Source organism: Ensifer sp. VA4 (genome assembly GCF_055710065.1).
Genome location: NZ_JBVQPO010000018.1, coordinates 15,269 through 29,064 on the forward strand (window position 1 = coordinate 15,269; position 13,796 = coordinate 29,064).

At 60.4% G+C, this 13,796-nt stretch carries 11 protein-coding genes and 3 pseudogenes; 11 read left to right on the top strand and 3 right to left on the bottom strand.

Annotated elements, in window-relative coordinates; translation table 11 throughout:
* Nucleotides 1-362: 362 nt before the first annotated feature.
* The 4 genes and pseudogenes from AC0C6X_RS26625 to AC0C6X_RS26640 all read left to right on the top strand — a co-directional run.
* Nucleotides 363-617, top strand: a complete 255-nt coding sequence (locus tag AC0C6X_RS26625; protein ID WP_173519409.1) for a type II toxin-antitoxin system VapB family antitoxin — start codon at nucleotides 363-365, stop codon at nucleotides 615-617.
* Nucleotides 617-1,003 (top strand): type II toxin-antitoxin system VapC family toxin, encoded by a 387-nt coding sequence (locus AC0C6X_RS26630; RefSeq protein WP_173519410.1) that lies wholly within the window; start codon nucleotides 617-619, stop codon nucleotides 1,001-1,003. The genes AC0C6X_RS26625 and AC0C6X_RS26630 overlap by 1 nt, the downstream gene beginning before the upstream one ends.
* 3 nt (nucleotides 1,004-1,006) lie before the next feature.
* Nucleotides 1,007-1,894: pseudogene (locus AC0C6X_RS26635) on the top strand (site-specific integrase); the annotation flags it as partial.
* Nucleotides 1,864-1,959, top strand: a pseudogene (locus AC0C6X_RS26640) (recombinase family protein); the annotation flags it as partial. The pseudogenes AC0C6X_RS26635 and AC0C6X_RS26640, both read left to right, overlap by 31 nt.
* A 117-nt stretch (nucleotides 1,960-2,076) precedes the next feature.
* Here the strand turns inward: AC0C6X_RS26640 and serA are convergent.
* A complete protein-coding gene (gene serA, locus AC0C6X_RS26645) occupies nucleotides 2,077-3,315 on the bottom strand; it encodes a phosphoglycerate dehydrogenase (protein WP_472956078.1) in 1,239 nt (412 codons plus the stop codon).
* 169 nt (nucleotides 3,316-3,484) lie between these two features.
* On the opposite strand from serA, the pseudogene AC0C6X_RS26650 reads away from it, so the two are divergent.
* Nucleotides 3,485-4,200: pseudogene (locus AC0C6X_RS26650) on the top strand (site-specific integrase); the annotation flags it as partial.
* Nucleotides 4,201-4,404: 204 nt separating this feature from the next.
* The gene (locus AC0C6X_RS26655) at nucleotides 4,405-4,611 is read left to right on the top strand and encodes a KTSC domain-containing protein (protein ID WP_472956079.1); all 207 of its coding nucleotides are present in this window, start codon (nucleotides 4,405-4,407) and stop codon (nucleotides 4,609-4,611) included.
* Between the two features lie 235 nt (nucleotides 4,612-4,846).
* Here the strand turns inward: AC0C6X_RS26655 and AC0C6X_RS26660 are convergent, their stop codons facing one another.
* Nucleotides 4,847-5,758, bottom strand: coding sequence for a nucleotidyltransferase and HEPN domain-containing protein (locus tag AC0C6X_RS26660; protein WP_472956080.1), 912 nt, complete (start codon nucleotides 5,756-5,758; stop codon nucleotides 4,847-4,849).
* A gap of 698 nt (nucleotides 5,759-6,456) precedes the next feature.
* Between AC0C6X_RS26660 and AC0C6X_RS26665 the strand changes: the two genes are divergently transcribed.
* The 5 genes from AC0C6X_RS26665 (at nucleotide 6,457) to AC0C6X_RS26685 (ending at nucleotide 11,284) form a co-directional block, all read left to right on the top strand.
* A complete protein-coding gene (locus tag AC0C6X_RS26665; RefSeq protein ID WP_472956082.1) occupies nucleotides 6,457-7,434 on the top strand; it encodes a tripartite tricarboxylate transporter substrate-binding protein in 978 nt (325 codons plus the stop codon).
* 225 nt (nucleotides 7,435-7,659) lie between these two features.
* Nucleotides 7,660-8,121 (top strand): tripartite tricarboxylate transporter TctB family protein, encoded by a 462-nt coding sequence (locus AC0C6X_RS26670; RefSeq protein WP_472956084.1) that lies wholly within the window; start codon nucleotides 7,660-7,662, stop codon nucleotides 8,119-8,121.
* A 10-nt stretch (nucleotides 8,122-8,131) separates the two neighbouring features.
* The gene (locus AC0C6X_RS26675; RefSeq protein WP_173519415.1) at nucleotides 8,132-9,637 is read left to right on the top strand and encodes a tripartite tricarboxylate transporter permease; all 1,506 of its coding nucleotides are present in this window, start codon (nucleotides 8,132-8,134) and stop codon (nucleotides 9,635-9,637) included.
* Between the two features lie 551 nt (nucleotides 9,638-10,188).
* Nucleotides 10,189-11,016, top strand: a complete 828-nt coding sequence (locus AC0C6X_RS26680; protein ID WP_472956087.1) for a Crp/Fnr family transcriptional regulator — start codon at nucleotides 10,189-10,191, stop codon at nucleotides 11,014-11,016.
* Between the two features lie 52 nt (nucleotides 11,017-11,068).
* A complete protein-coding gene (locus tag AC0C6X_RS26685; protein ID WP_472956090.1) occupies nucleotides 11,069-11,284 on the top strand; it encodes a hypothetical protein in 216 nt (71 codons plus the stop codon).
* 56 nt (nucleotides 11,285-11,340) lie between these two features.
* On the opposite strand, the gene AC0C6X_RS26690 is transcribed toward AC0C6X_RS26685, so the two are convergent.
* Nucleotides 11,341-12,498 (bottom strand): RHE_PE00001 family protein, encoded by a 1,158-nt coding sequence (locus AC0C6X_RS26690; RefSeq protein ID WP_472956093.1) that lies wholly within the window; start codon nucleotides 12,496-12,498, stop codon nucleotides 11,341-11,343.
* Nucleotides 12,499-13,796: the final 1,298 nt, after the last annotated feature.

A 13,796-nucleotide genomic window follows, 5' to 3' on the forward strand; every position in this document is an offset into this window, starting at 1 on the left:
CGAGCCGCACCGACAACATCGAGCCGCTCGCGCGCTCTGCGAGGATCAGGTTCACTGGGATTGCAATAACGAGCGCCTTGCGGTTCACGTGTGCAGGCGCCGCCCCTCTGAAGGAATTAATGAACAATCAACTATATGTATTAACATAGAAAATCTCGCAAGCGGAAGCTAATTACGGTTATCCTTCCGTCAGCCTGACGCTGATTTGCTCGCAGCATCACTATCGATAGTTATCAGGTATCGATATTGATGAGTATGGAAGCAGTCGCGCTGATAAGCAGGCCCAATCCCTCGCATTGCCCGCGGCCCGCGACTATGTTACAAAGGTATAATCTAGACAATTAGGAACCTTGGACGACAGTATGGCGCTGAGCATCAAAGACCACGACACCGAACAGCTGGCCCGCACTCTTGCCGAACGGACCGGCGAAAGCATTACACTGGCAACTAAGCGCGCGCTCGAAGAGCGCCTGCGACGCCTTGGCTCTGACATGCGCAAAGCCGCTCTTCTCGAGGATCTCGAAGCGATTCAGCGACGCTGGAACGACCGACCTGTACTCGACGGCCGAACCGCCGACGAGATTCTCGGCTACGACGAGAACGGACTGCCATCCTGATGGTCATCGATACATCCGTTCTTGCCGCCATCGCCTTCAATGAGCCGGAAGCGGCCACTTTCCGCGAGCGCATCGCAGACGACCCCGTAAGGCTCATCTCCGCAGCGACCGTTCTTGAGGCAGCCTTGGTGATCGAAACTCGACTTGGGGAAGCCGCAGGCGCCGACCTCGACCTCTGGCTTTACAAGGCAGAAGTCGAAATCGTGCCGGTTACAGCCGAACATGCCGATCGTGCGCGGCGCGCTTGGCGGCGCTATGGCAAGGGCCGTCATCCGGCCAGCCTCAACTACGGCGATTGTTTTTCCTATGCTCTTGCCGCGCTGTCCGGAGAACCGCTCCTCTACAAGGGTAACGATTTTTCGCAAACCGACATCGATGCGGCGTGAGGAATTGTTCATGGCAGCTCGAACCGACCCAGCAAAAGCGCCCGCGGATGTTTCGGCGCTGAAGAACTCGGCGCTCTGGACGCCATCCTGCCCTTCGATCGGCGCGACCGGCTTCAGCCCTTCTCACCGATGAAGACGTCGCTACGCTTAAGCATCTCGCCGGCGAGGGCATGGGAGGCAATACGCTGCGGGCGCTTGCGTCAGACCTTGGCTATCTCGAAGGGTGCAACCTCGCTACTGGGTTTCCCCTCCCCTGGCCGGCCCCGGAAAGTCTACTGCTGAAGTTCGTCGCCCATCATCTCTGGGACCCGGTCAAGCGCGCGAGGATCCGGACCACAGCATGCCGCCCGCGGACGTGGAGGCCGGGTTGCGCGATCGTCGCCTGCTGGGAGCAAAAAGCCCCCATGCTCCCAACACGATGCGCCGACGGCTGACGAGCTGGTCGATCCCCCTCGCTCAAATCCGCGTTGCGGCTCGCAGTGCGCGCGAGCGCGCGACCACGACAACGAGAAAGCAAGAAGGCCGTCACGGCCGACATTCTGGCCAAAGCTGCTGCAGGCTTGCGGTGGCGAGCGGCTGGTCGATCTGCGCGACCGGGCCCTGCTTCTGGCCGCTTTCGCGTCTGGCGGGCGGCGGCAATCCGAAGTCGCGGCATTGCGGGTCGAGGATCTCGTCGGCGAAGATCCCGTTCGTGCCGATCCGAACGATATGGCCTCCCCTCCCCTTCCCTGCCTTTCGAGCCGCCTCGGCCGCACAAAGACGACGACAAGCGACGAGGACGGGCGTCTGATCCTGATCGGCCGGCCGGTATCGGCACTGAGATACTGGCTCGACGAGGCTCAGATCAAGGAAGGTCCCGCGTTCCCGCGCAACTGGACCAGATGGGAGAACGACCCGTGCGCGGCGGCAAGAAATGGCAGCCCTCCTCCGTCCGGGACCTTGTGGACGAAGCCCACCCATGCAGGAACGGCGGGGCAGTTCCGACCGCACACGGCTCCACCAAGCCTACGAGCTCAGCGATGGCATCAAACCAAAGGTGCTCATTCGCTGGTGCGCTGAGCTCCGGTCAGCTGTCAGTAGAGTAATCGCGTTCGTATCGTTCCAGGAATTTCGCGTAGGGACTGAAGAATCTCCTCGGCATTTGCGGAAATTCCTTCGGCCTCGACCACCACATAGCCCGTGTCGCCATGCGTCTGAAGGAACTCAGCCATGATGTTTAGCCCGCGCGACGAGAAGATCTCGTTGAGTTGGATGAGCATGCCGGGGCGGTTTTCATGCACGTGAATGAAACGCGTGCCGTTCGGTCGTTCGGGCAGCTGTACCTGCGGAAAGTTGACGGCGCCCATCGTTGAGCCGATGTCGGAATACTCGACCAGCTTCCTTGAAACCTCGCCGCCGATGCGCTCTTGGGCTTCCTCAGTGGAGCCGCCGATATGCGGCGTCAGAATGACATTGTTCAAGCCTTGCAACGGCGTCTCAAAACGCTCGTTGTTCGATGCTGGCTCCTTGGGGAAGACGTCGACGGCCGCACCCGCTAGATGCCCGTCTTTCAGGACTTTCGCAAGCGCATCGAGATCGACCACCGTGCCGCGAGAATTATTGATGAAGATGGCGCCCCTCTTCATGCGGCGCAATTCGGTCTCGGTGATCATGTTATGAGTCGAGGGTGTTTCGGGAACGTGCATTGTCACATAGTCAGAAATTTCGAGAAGGTCGCCGAGCGAAGCCATCGACTCCGAATTGCCCCGGCGCAGCCGATCGGAAAGATCGAAGTAACGCACGACCATGCCCATGCTTTCGGCAAGCGCGCTGAGCTGCGATCCGATATTGCCGTAGCCGACAATGCCGAGCGTTTTGCCGCGGACCTCCCGGCTGCCGACAGCGGACTTCTCCCACCCACCTTGATGCGCGGAAGCCGAGCGCGGAAAGATCTGCCTTGTCAGCATGATAATCTCGCCGATCACAAGCTCGGCCACCGATCGCGTATTTGAATAAGGTGCATTGAACACCGGAATGCCGCGCCGCCGCGCCGCATCCAGATCGACTTGGTTCGTACCCACGGAAAAACAGCCAACGGCGATCAGTTTCTTGGCGGATTCGAAGATCTCGTCCGTCAGCTGCGTGCGGGAACGAATGCCGATGATATGAGCGTCGGCGATGTGGCGCCTAAGATCGTTGTCGTCGAGCGCCTTCGGCAAATGAATGAGGTTGGTGTAGCCGGACGACGAAAAGTAGTCCACCGCGGTCTGGCTAATGCCTTCCAGCAGAAGCACGGAAATTCGGTCGCGTGGGAGAGAAAGTTGGCGGCTCATAAATATTGCTCCGATTTCCGAAAGGCCGATGTGGCTTCGTCGCCTATGAAGGTTTAAGCGGCCGGACAGGCTAACATCAACACCTTGATACCGCGAATGGTCTCAACGTACCGCGGTTTTCCATGCTCCCTACCCAAACGTTGGCAAGAAAGGATGACCTAGGCTTCGCCAACTCGCCACTGGCACTCCCCTCTCTTGGCCCGCGCCCGATCCTGCTGCTCAAATTCGTCGCCTACCAACTCTGGGATCCGGTGAAGCGCGCCGAGGATCCGACCCACGGCATGCCGGCGGAGGTAGAAAAGGGCCTGCGCGCTCGTCGGTTGCTTCGGGCTGCTCAAGTCCGCCCTGCGCCTTGCCGTTCGCGCCAGCGCGCGACCACGACAGCGCAAGAGCAAAGTCGGTTACAGCCGACGTTCTGGCTCAATTGTTGCTGGCCTGACTGGCGAGCGCCTGGTGGACGTGCGCGATCGGGCTCTGCTTCTGGTCGCATTCGCCTCCGGCGGCGTCGACTGTCCGAACTGGCAGCACTGCGCATCGAGGACCTCACCGACGAAGAGCCCGTCCGTCCCGCCGATCAAGACTCCCCTCTCCTCCCCAGCCTCTCCATCCGCCTGGGCCGAACGAAGACGACCGCCAGCGACGACGACGAACATGCGCTCCTGGGACAACATCGACCGGCGGGCGCTGACGCCGCAATCGGTCAATCTGATCCTGAAACGCCGCCGCAAACAGGCTGTCTCGATCCGGCATTGTTTTCGGCGCATGGATTGCGGCGGGCTATCTGACTGAGGCCGGCATCCGCGGCATTCCCATTCCCCTCCCGAGGCCATGCAGTGGTCACGGCATAAGCGTGTCGCGCAGGCGGCACGCTATACAAGGACGTAGAACCAGCGGGGTAGAGCGTCACGGTTGCACACCTAGATCGCCTCAAGCCCAGCATTTGGAAGAAGACCGTCAGTCCGGCAGCTTCCGAACTGGGCGGCATTGGTGAACACCCTATCGCAAAGTTGTGGGGGCCCAACATCGAAAGCTTACGACTCCAAACTAGATATCAAACGAGAACCACTTGCTTTTTCACGGAGGTTCCTAATGCCTTCCAATCTCATCAGGCGGGCCGACTACGATCCGCAGACGCGAAAACTTTCAATCTGGCTAGTAACGACACAGAACCGATACGACTATGAAAACGTCCCGCCAGAGACATACGAGGCTTTCCGACGCGTCTTCTCTAAAGGCCGGTTCTTCAACCGTCATATTCGCGATCGTTTTCGCTATCACGTGACGCCGCTCGGATAAGCAGTCCAGTCGGCTCAGTCCTGCAAGAGCAAAACCGACAACAAAAGAACGTACGAGCAGCCCGGATAATCGGCTAACAACACCGTTTCCAATGAGAGGGCATGGTGCTGGCCTCCCACCGCGATGCACCTCAAATGACGAAGAACTCCATGGCCCGGCAATCGCGCCGGCAGTATGCGAGGCTGTCGCACCATTGCGGACACGAAGCGCTGACTTGCGCAAGCGAGGCGAGGAGTTAGGTCGTGGCCGCTGCTCGAGCCAGTTCGGTCAGCCGCTCCGTACAAATCGTCTCCACAAGTCGGTGGAGATGCTCTGTCCGTTCGAGAAGCCAGGCAAGCGCTTCTTCGGTGACCTCGAAGTGCTTCGAATAGCGTGCCTTCACATAGGCTTCGTTGAGAATGTTGTACCAGGCGCTGAAGCGATGCTGATCCCGCGGCCAGGCCTCGATGAGCCGCTGATCACGGTCCTCGGCGAGACCGCGGAGAAATTTGAGATTGTGTGACGGTGGGCTGTAATTGGTGAGCGTCAGGAGTAGGCGAGAATAGGCGGTCTCGACTGCCTGATATAATAAAAAGGCGGCATGGTTTGCCCAACGATTGGATGTCGCGACGCGCGCCAAGTCGAGGAAGCGCTTCGCATTTTCATCCTGTCTTTCGGAATGCTCCCTAGCCACCCGAAGCGCATCGGTAGGCGAGAGCCGTTTCGGCTCGGCCAGAGGCCGATCGTCGAGTTCGTAGAGCACGATGCCATCGCGCAGAATATCGACGAAGAAATATTGGCCGTCGGCCAGGAAGTTGTTCACCTCGCGGGCGCCATGGACAATCAGCCCAACCGGCGTCGAGACGCCCTTGTCCCAAATCAGACGGTCGGTCGCCTTGTCCCATATGTGCGGTTCTGCGAGCTTCTTCGAATTGACGATGACGAGGATATCGTAATCCGAGCGATAGCCCTTCATCGTATGCGGTTCGTCAACAAAGGTGCCGCGGGCGTAGGAGCCGAACAGGATGATCTTCAGGATCCGCCCGCGCTTCTTGAAGTCGGCCGAGCCACCCTCGAGCGCATCGGCAAACTCCTCGTGGACGATCTCCACGACGCGGGCAAGCTCGCGCTGCTTCTTCTCGGGAAGATGTTCGAGGCTCGTTCTCATACTCAACCGATAGGATAAAGACGACTCGTCGTCTACTACAGGAATTATGAGTAAGACACGCTTCTGACCTTGCGCACTTCCATCCTGCGCCGATCGCGTCGGCAAGGTCGGCGATCTGACCCAAGTCCCTTCATGTCCGAGCATCTGGAGTGGCAGCTCGCAACCGACCGTGAGCCACTTTTCCGCTCATGAGCAGATGACGTCCGTCCGTCGGCTGGCTCATTGCGCCTCCCTCCCCAACATCCCACGGCTTCCGGTCTGTCGTGGGTGCTGGCGATTACAACACGCACTCAACCGCGCGTTTGATTGCACGCAGTAACCAGCTTGAAGCGCAATTCAGGTTGGCTGAGTTTTGTCGCGGCGGCAGGTCGTCGATCTCCGGATCGTCGGGTGGCTGCGGCAGTTTGGAGAAGACGTAGCGCAACCAGCAAAGGTTCGACATGGCAGGTGAAGCTGTCAAAACTCGACACAGGATCTCTGCTTGAATTGCAATGGGGCTGTAATGGGTGGAAATCCACCCATGCGATCGGCCGCATGTTTCCAAATCCACCCAAATCAAAGCCTGGGCCCGACAAATACGTGCCGTCGCCCCGCTAAGCCGTTGTCTATGCTATGATTGCGTTTGCAAATTGGGGTACCCAGATCCGGCGCGGGAGGAAACCTTGCCGGCTGGCCGATATTTCATCCGGGAGGAAGAGATGAAGACCCTGAATGCCCTGCTCGGCGCTGTCGCCGCCCTTTCACTTTTCGCCGTTTCCGCCAACGCGCAGACCTACCCCGAACGTTCGATCACCATGGTCGTGCCTTTCTCTGCCGGTGGCCCGACGGATACCGTCGCGCGTCTCGTGGCCGAATCCATGTCCAAGGATCTCGGCCAGCAGATCATCGTCGAGAACGTCGGCGGCGCCGGCGGCACGCTCGGCGCCGGGCGTGTCGCGCAAGCCGATCCCGATGGCTACACGGTGCTGCTGCACCATATCGGCATGGCGACCAGCGCCACGCTCTATCGCAAGCTTGCCTACGACACGCTGAATTCCTTTGAGTATGTCGGCCTCGTCACCGAAGTGCCGATGACCATCGTCGCGCGCAAGGATCTCGAGCCGACCGACCTCAAGGGTCTCGTCGACTACGTCAAGGCGAACAAGGATACGGTGACGGTCGCCAATGCCGGTATCGGCGCTGCCTCGCATCTTTGCGGCATGATGTTCATGAGCGCCATCGAGACACAGCTGACCACCGTGCCTTACAAGGGAACGGGCCCGGCGATGACCGATCTTCTCGGCGGTCAGGTCGACATCATGTGCGACCAGACGACCAACACCACGAAGCAGATTCAGGGCGGCACGATCAAGGCCTATGCGGTCACCTCGCCGCAGCGCCTCAAGGTCTTCCCCGATCTGCCGACGACGACGGAAGCCGGCCTGCCGAACCTTCAGGTCGGCATCTGGCACGGCATCTACGCCCCGAAGGGCACGCCAGCGGAAGTGACCGAACGCCTGTCGAAGTCGCTGCAGGTCGCGCTCAAGGATCCGAACGTTGTCGCCCGCTTCGGCGAGCTCGGCACAGAACCCTCATCGGACGTTGATGCGACCCCAGCCGCGCTGAAGGCGAAGCTCGAGAGCGAGATCGCCCGCTGGAAGCCGGTGATCGAAGCTGCCGGCCAATACGCCGACTGACCGCCGCTCGTCGCGCCGCGCGCCGGTTCGCACGGAAGCGCGGTGCTTCTGACATTGGGATGCCGCGACGGTGCCCGGAGAGGTCAAACGCCGTCAACTGCCGTTGACAGCTGTCAACCTTCCGCCGCCAATTGCGCGAACCCGGCATTACGCCGGTAATGCCAATGCGGGAGGCCGTAACAAAAGCCTCGGCCGGCTGCCCCGCTCGAACAAAATGGGGACACGATGAAATCACTCTCCTTCGATACCACCAATGCGCTCTGCGGCGGGATACTGACGGCGGTCGGGCTGTTCTTCGCCTGGCAGGCCTTCAACCTCGAGCTTGGCACCGCCTTCCGCATGGGTCCTGGCTACTTCCCGCTGATGCTCGCGGCTATTCTGACGCTGCTCGGCATCGTGATCCTCGTTCAGTCCACCCGCGTCCAAGGCGAGCCCATGGGCCCGATCGCGCTGCGCGGCATGGCCTTCATCCTGCCCGCCCCCATCTTCTTCGGCCTGACGGTCCGGGGCCTCGGCTTCGTGCCGGCGCTGTTCTTCACGGCGTTGATCGCCTGCTTCGCTTCGAGCCGGATGAGGCCGCTTATAGCACTGGCGCTTTCCCTGGCGCTGACGGCCTTCTCCGTGGCGGTGTTCAGCTATGGCCTCGGCCTGCCTTTCCAGCGCTTCGGCCCCTGGGTCCAGTTCTAGGAGACGTGCGATGGAACTCTTCAGCAATCTTGCGCTCGGCTTCGCAACCGCCGCCTCGCCTGCCAATCTACTTTTCTGCCTGATCGGCGTTTTGCTCGGCACCTTGATTGGCGTACTTCCCGGCATCGGGGCCACGGCGACCATCGCCATGCTGCTGCCGATTACCTTCCAACTCGAGCCGGTCTCGTCGCTAATCATGCTCGCCGGCATCTACTACGGCGCCCAATATGGCGGCTCGACCACCGCCATCCTGATCAATATGCCCGGCGAATCCTCTTCTGCGGTCACGGCTATCGACGGCTACCAGATGGCCCGCAAGGGGCGCGCCGGCGCAGCGCTTGCAATTGCCGCTCTCGGCTCGTTCTTCGCCGGCACCGTCTCGACCTTCCTCGTTGCGGTCTTCGCACCGCCGCTAACCGAAATCGCGCTGCAATTCGGCGCTGCCGAGTATTTCTCGCTGATGATCGTCGGCCTCGTTTCCTCGGTCGCGCTTGCCCACGGGTCGATCGTCAAGGCCTTGGCGATGGTGGCGCTCGGCCTGCTGCTCGGGCTGGTCGGCACCGACATCTATTCCGGCACGCCGCGCTTCACCCTCGGCATCCGCGAATACGCCGATGGCCTGAATTTCGTGGCGCTTGCGGTCGGCGTCTTCGGCATTGCCGAGATCCTGCGCAACCTGGAGAATGAACGTACCCGTGAAGTGCTGATGGCCAAGGTCACGGACCTGATGCCGACGCGGGATGATTTCAAACGCATGTTTGCACCAGTCGTGCGTGGCACGATCATTGGCTCGGCGCTCGGCATTCTGCCGGGCGGCGGCGCGATCCTTGCGGCCTTCGCCTCCTATACGGTGGAAAAGCGCGTCTCGGACCGACCCGAGGAATTCGGGCATGGGGCCATCGCCGGTGTCGCCGGTCCGGAAAGCGCCAACAATGCCGGCGCACAGACCTCGTTCATCCCGCTCCTGACCCTCGGTATTCCCGCCAACCCGGTCATGGCGCTGATGATCGGCGCGATGATCATCCAGGGCATCGTGCCCGGCCCGAACGTCGCCACCGAGCAGCCCGCACTGTTCTGGGGCATCATCGCCTCGATGTGGATCGGCAATCTGATGCTGGTGGTCCTGAACCTGCCGCTGATCGGGCTTTGGGTGAAGCTGCTCAAGATCCCCTATTACGTCCTGTTTCCGATCATCATGGCGTTCTGCTCGATCGGGGTCTACAGCGTCAACTCCAACGTCTACGACCTCTATGCCGTCGCCTTCTTCGGCCTGGTCGGCTACTTGCTGTTGAAGCTGCGCTGCGAACCGGCACCGCTGTTGCTCGGCTTCGTGCTCGGACCGCTGCTCGAGGAGAACCTTCGCCGCGCCATGATCCTGTCGCGTGGTGATCCCACGACCTTCGTGACCCGCCCGATCAGCGCCATCCTGCTCCTGATCGCAGCACTCGTGCTTGTCGTCGTGTTCCTTCCGAGCGTAAAGGCCAAGCGCCAGGAGGTTTTTGTCGAGGAGGACTGATCACTGCCAGCCGTTTTTATGGCATTATCGATATTAATCAACGACTTAAGATACCGCGCCTCCACTCGGTGGCGCGGTATTTTGCTGCCATGCGGCATTCTGCCCCTGCGCGGTTTGCCACATTGAGCTTTGTCAAACCCCTCGCCTATTTCTGACTCATCGAGAGACGCGAGGACGAGCCTGAGCGATGACATGTCGCACGAAATCAAGATGGGACAGAGCCTTGCGCATCTTGTGCGCCATGGCCCTTTGCCTGCTCGGATTCGCTCATCTCGGCCCGACCCTCGCCACTCCGCTGCCCGCGGTCGAATATGCGCGTTACACCCTTCCTGACGGCTCGTTGCCGGACTTCTGCCAAACCGGCATTGATGAGAACGGGAAGGAAAAGCCGGCCCCCAAACATGTCTGCAGCGCCTGCCGGTTCTTTTGGGCCTTGTTGGCGCCGCTAGGCGGTTCTGTCGGGGAGCGCCTGCAAGGAAGCCTCTCGCCCGCCGTTACGGTGACCGCCGCGCCGCCAGCGACCCGCGTTCATTTTCCGAACTCCAGCCCACGTGGACCACCCGGAGCCGTTACCCGGCTTTGAAACTGCGTTGACAGCTGTCAACCCTCCTCCTTCGATGTCGGATGGCAGCGAGGCGCCGTGCCTCCTTGCATCCGCAATGCGGACGTCTCCCATGCCCGAAGCCCAATCCGCTGCCGCCTCTGCTGCGGCTCCTCCCCTCGCGTCCTTGACGAGGCAGGCGCGTTTGCCCGCCCGCAGCCGTGTGGTCGGTGAAAACTTCACGCTGCTTTTCGAGGGGGGGCGCAACCGCTCGCTCTTTCGCGTGCTCGACGGTTGCATCGTTCTCTCTCAACTGCTCGACGACGGTCGCAGACAGATCACCGATGTACTCGGCCCCGGTCGACTCTTCGGCTTCACCGTCGATGGACGCAACATTGCCACGGCCGAGACGCTGAGCATCGCACGCATCGAAGCCCTGGGAGATGCCGAACTGCTCGCGAACAATTCGGCGATCGCCAGCGAGTTGAAGATGACACTGCATCGAATGCAGGCACATGCCACCCTGCTTGGTCGCAAGACCGCAAGCGAGAAGGTGGCAAGTGCATTGATCGAACTGTCTCGTATCTTCAGTCACAGCGGTCGCAATGGCAATCCTGCCCGACTGAGCTTTCCTCTGCACCTCACGCGGGCGGACCTTGCCGACTGGCTCGGCCTTACGGTCGAGACTGTCAGTCGCTGTCTCAATCGCTTCAAGCGGGAAGGGCTGATCGATTTCAGCCATCCAAAAACGATGCGTTTGCTCGCCCCCGAACGCCTCGAAGCCAACGCCGGCTTTACGCGCCAGCGGTTGGCAGGAAGCGGACATCCCCGGACCTGAACGCCTCTCAACAGTGCACCCCCACCCGGACTGCCCCAGGAAAGGAAGAAGAATGATTGCAAGACTAGTTTACAACGTGCCGATATTTGGTTGGATGCTGAAGGAAGCAGTGCAGGGATCGCAGGCGGCAAGAGTGCTGTTTCTGATCAACTGCGCTCTGATCTGGTTGCTCGCGATCGTCGCCTTCGGCTACCCGGCGATTATCATTCCGGCGCTGGTTCTCGTGCCCGCGGTCTTCGTGGTGTTGATCCTGATCACCATGGGCTGACATCAAGGCACCTCACCTTAACGATCCCCCTTGACGACGCGAGCGCCGCCCTGAAGCTAAAGCACCCCCCAGCCGCGGTAGCGTCCGCGGCCGGTCATTTCACGTATGCCGAGTTCCCGTATGAGGTTCAACGCACCACGAGGCGTCACCCCGGCATGTTGGGCGACGAGCGCAGCAGAAACGATCGGACGGGACAGCAGGAGCTCGATCAACGCGGGCAGGCTGCTGTTGGAACGGCGATCGCGGATACGCATCTCCATCTGGGTCTTGGCGAGCGACAATCGGTCGAGCTCTTTCAGGCCCAGATCTGCGGTTGCCGTCATCACTTCGAGGAATGCGCTCCACCGTGTCACGGGATCGTGCGCGCGCCGCCGCTCATAGCGAACCGCTTTCTGCCCGGTGTTGAAGGTGAGAAGATGCGAGGTAACCTTGCCGCGCGATCTGAGATAGGCGCTAACGAGCAGCGAGCCCAACCAGTGTTGGCGACGCAGCGGCTCGATACGTTCCCAGGCGTCGAAGACAAGAGCAGCGCCGAGCGTGGCCGGTAGCTGATCCGCCGTCGCGACGGCATGGCGCCATTCCTCGATACGTGCATCCTCGTCCCATTCCTCATCAAAGAGCAGGCCCAACTGCCCGAGAGGCTCCTGCGTGGTCGTACGGGTCGCCCGTTCGGCGATTTCAAGGGTGTCCTTGTCGTGCGCTTCGAGCAGTTGCTGCGAACGGGCGATGGCCGCATCGATGGCCGCAAACTCGGCGGCCATGGGATTTGCCTCCTCTTCCTCCTCAAGCTGAGCGCTATCATCATCTAAAGTCGGCGGCGGCTCGGGCCGCGTGGTTGCGAGCCCATCGCCTGCATTGGAGACGTTCCCCTGCTCCCCTCGAAGGGCAGCGAGGCCCGGCGGCGAAAGTGCCCAGGCCGGCTCGGCCAGCCAGATACGCCGCCGCGCCCGAAGGATCGAATGCGCGATCGTCAGTTCATGCGTCGGAGCACGCGCATCCATATGGGCATCGTGCAACACCAGGTCTTCGACATGGACGAGTTCGCCGGCCACCCAAAGCGCTGCCGCTGCGTCGAAGAAGTGACCGCGCTCACGAAAGCCGTCTTCGACCACATGACGGTTTGCACGTTCGTCCAGTCGCGCCAAGGCGTCTTCCGCCGAAATCAGGAGTGGAAGCAGCGCCGGATGATATGGATCGGGGATCTGGTATCGCATTTCAAACTAAGAATGTTGCCGTCGAAACGGAACGTAACATGATAATCATTTCCGTCACAGACGCGACGCCTTCGGGGCCAGGTCGTCAAAACGCGGGCACAGCCAAAGGTGCCAGTGAAGGGAATGGTATCCGACAAACTCGCAGGGCAAATCTTCGGTTCTCGAGTTCATCAGCCTGAGATTTCGATGCGTATCGATTGTTGACAGCTGTCAACGCATGTCATCACGAGCGAGCCGCGCCACTTTGAGACGCGCCACGAACACATCAGGCGGGCCGGTCTCCAGACAAGTTAGTTTTCCTGGCCGGACGCGGCCAGATATTTGCAGGATTGGCAATTGCTTCGCTGATCGTCTGGGCGGTCAATTCCTGCGTCTCAGTATTTGGAACGACCTGCCCGAGCAGATGCAGGTTGCGTTCGATCGCCTGGCATGTCCGCAACACCATATCCCCAATCGCTCGCGCCCAATGCGGCTTGCTTCCCGATCAATGACTCGATCGCTCGGTGCCCAAAGCGTGAAAACAGAGACGGGTGCCTTATCGGGCAATCCGCTGCAGAACAGATCAAGCTTTTCGGCATACGTCGAAAACGTATTCGAAGAGAACCTTGGAAGCTCCCATCGTCAGATAGGCAGTGGTGAGTGCCGCGCCGGCCCGGTAGGTGGAACCAGGTCCCAAGGAGGATCGAACGTCTTCAGGGGAAAATGGCGCAAAGCGTCGCCGGCGATGTTGATCGCACCGGGATGGCGCCTTGCAAGAATCCGGCTCACCGTTGTCTTCCCGACCCCGGCCGGTCCGTTGATAACAATGACATGTGACATCGACTGCTTCAACACGATAGCCGGAAGCTCTCAGTGTTGCTGGCATGCACGTTTCGCCAAGAGGGAAGGGCAGGGCTTAAAGTTGGTTCCGGACAAGTACATTTGTTGGCCGGACTTGGGTCCTAGCCGTATGGCGCAGAACAAAACCTATCGCCTCATGCGGTTGACAGCTGTCAACATCGGAGCCACCTTCAACCCAAAACCAAACCATCTGCTTGTTCCCGGCTTCGACGAGCGCGCGAAACCTGGGCAATGGAACTGATCTTACGCTCGGCCGCTCCGCTTCGGCTGAGAGCCATCCGTTCTCACATTCTCAGGCGTCCAATATGGACTACCGCATGGTCGTCCGCGCGACGGAAGAAACTAGCCATTTCGCTTCCGTATGACCGAAAACATCAATCTTTTCTTGGAGATGGCAGGAGCCAGAATTGAATCCCGAGCATTAGAATATCCCAGAGATATCAACGAATCCCTTCGCG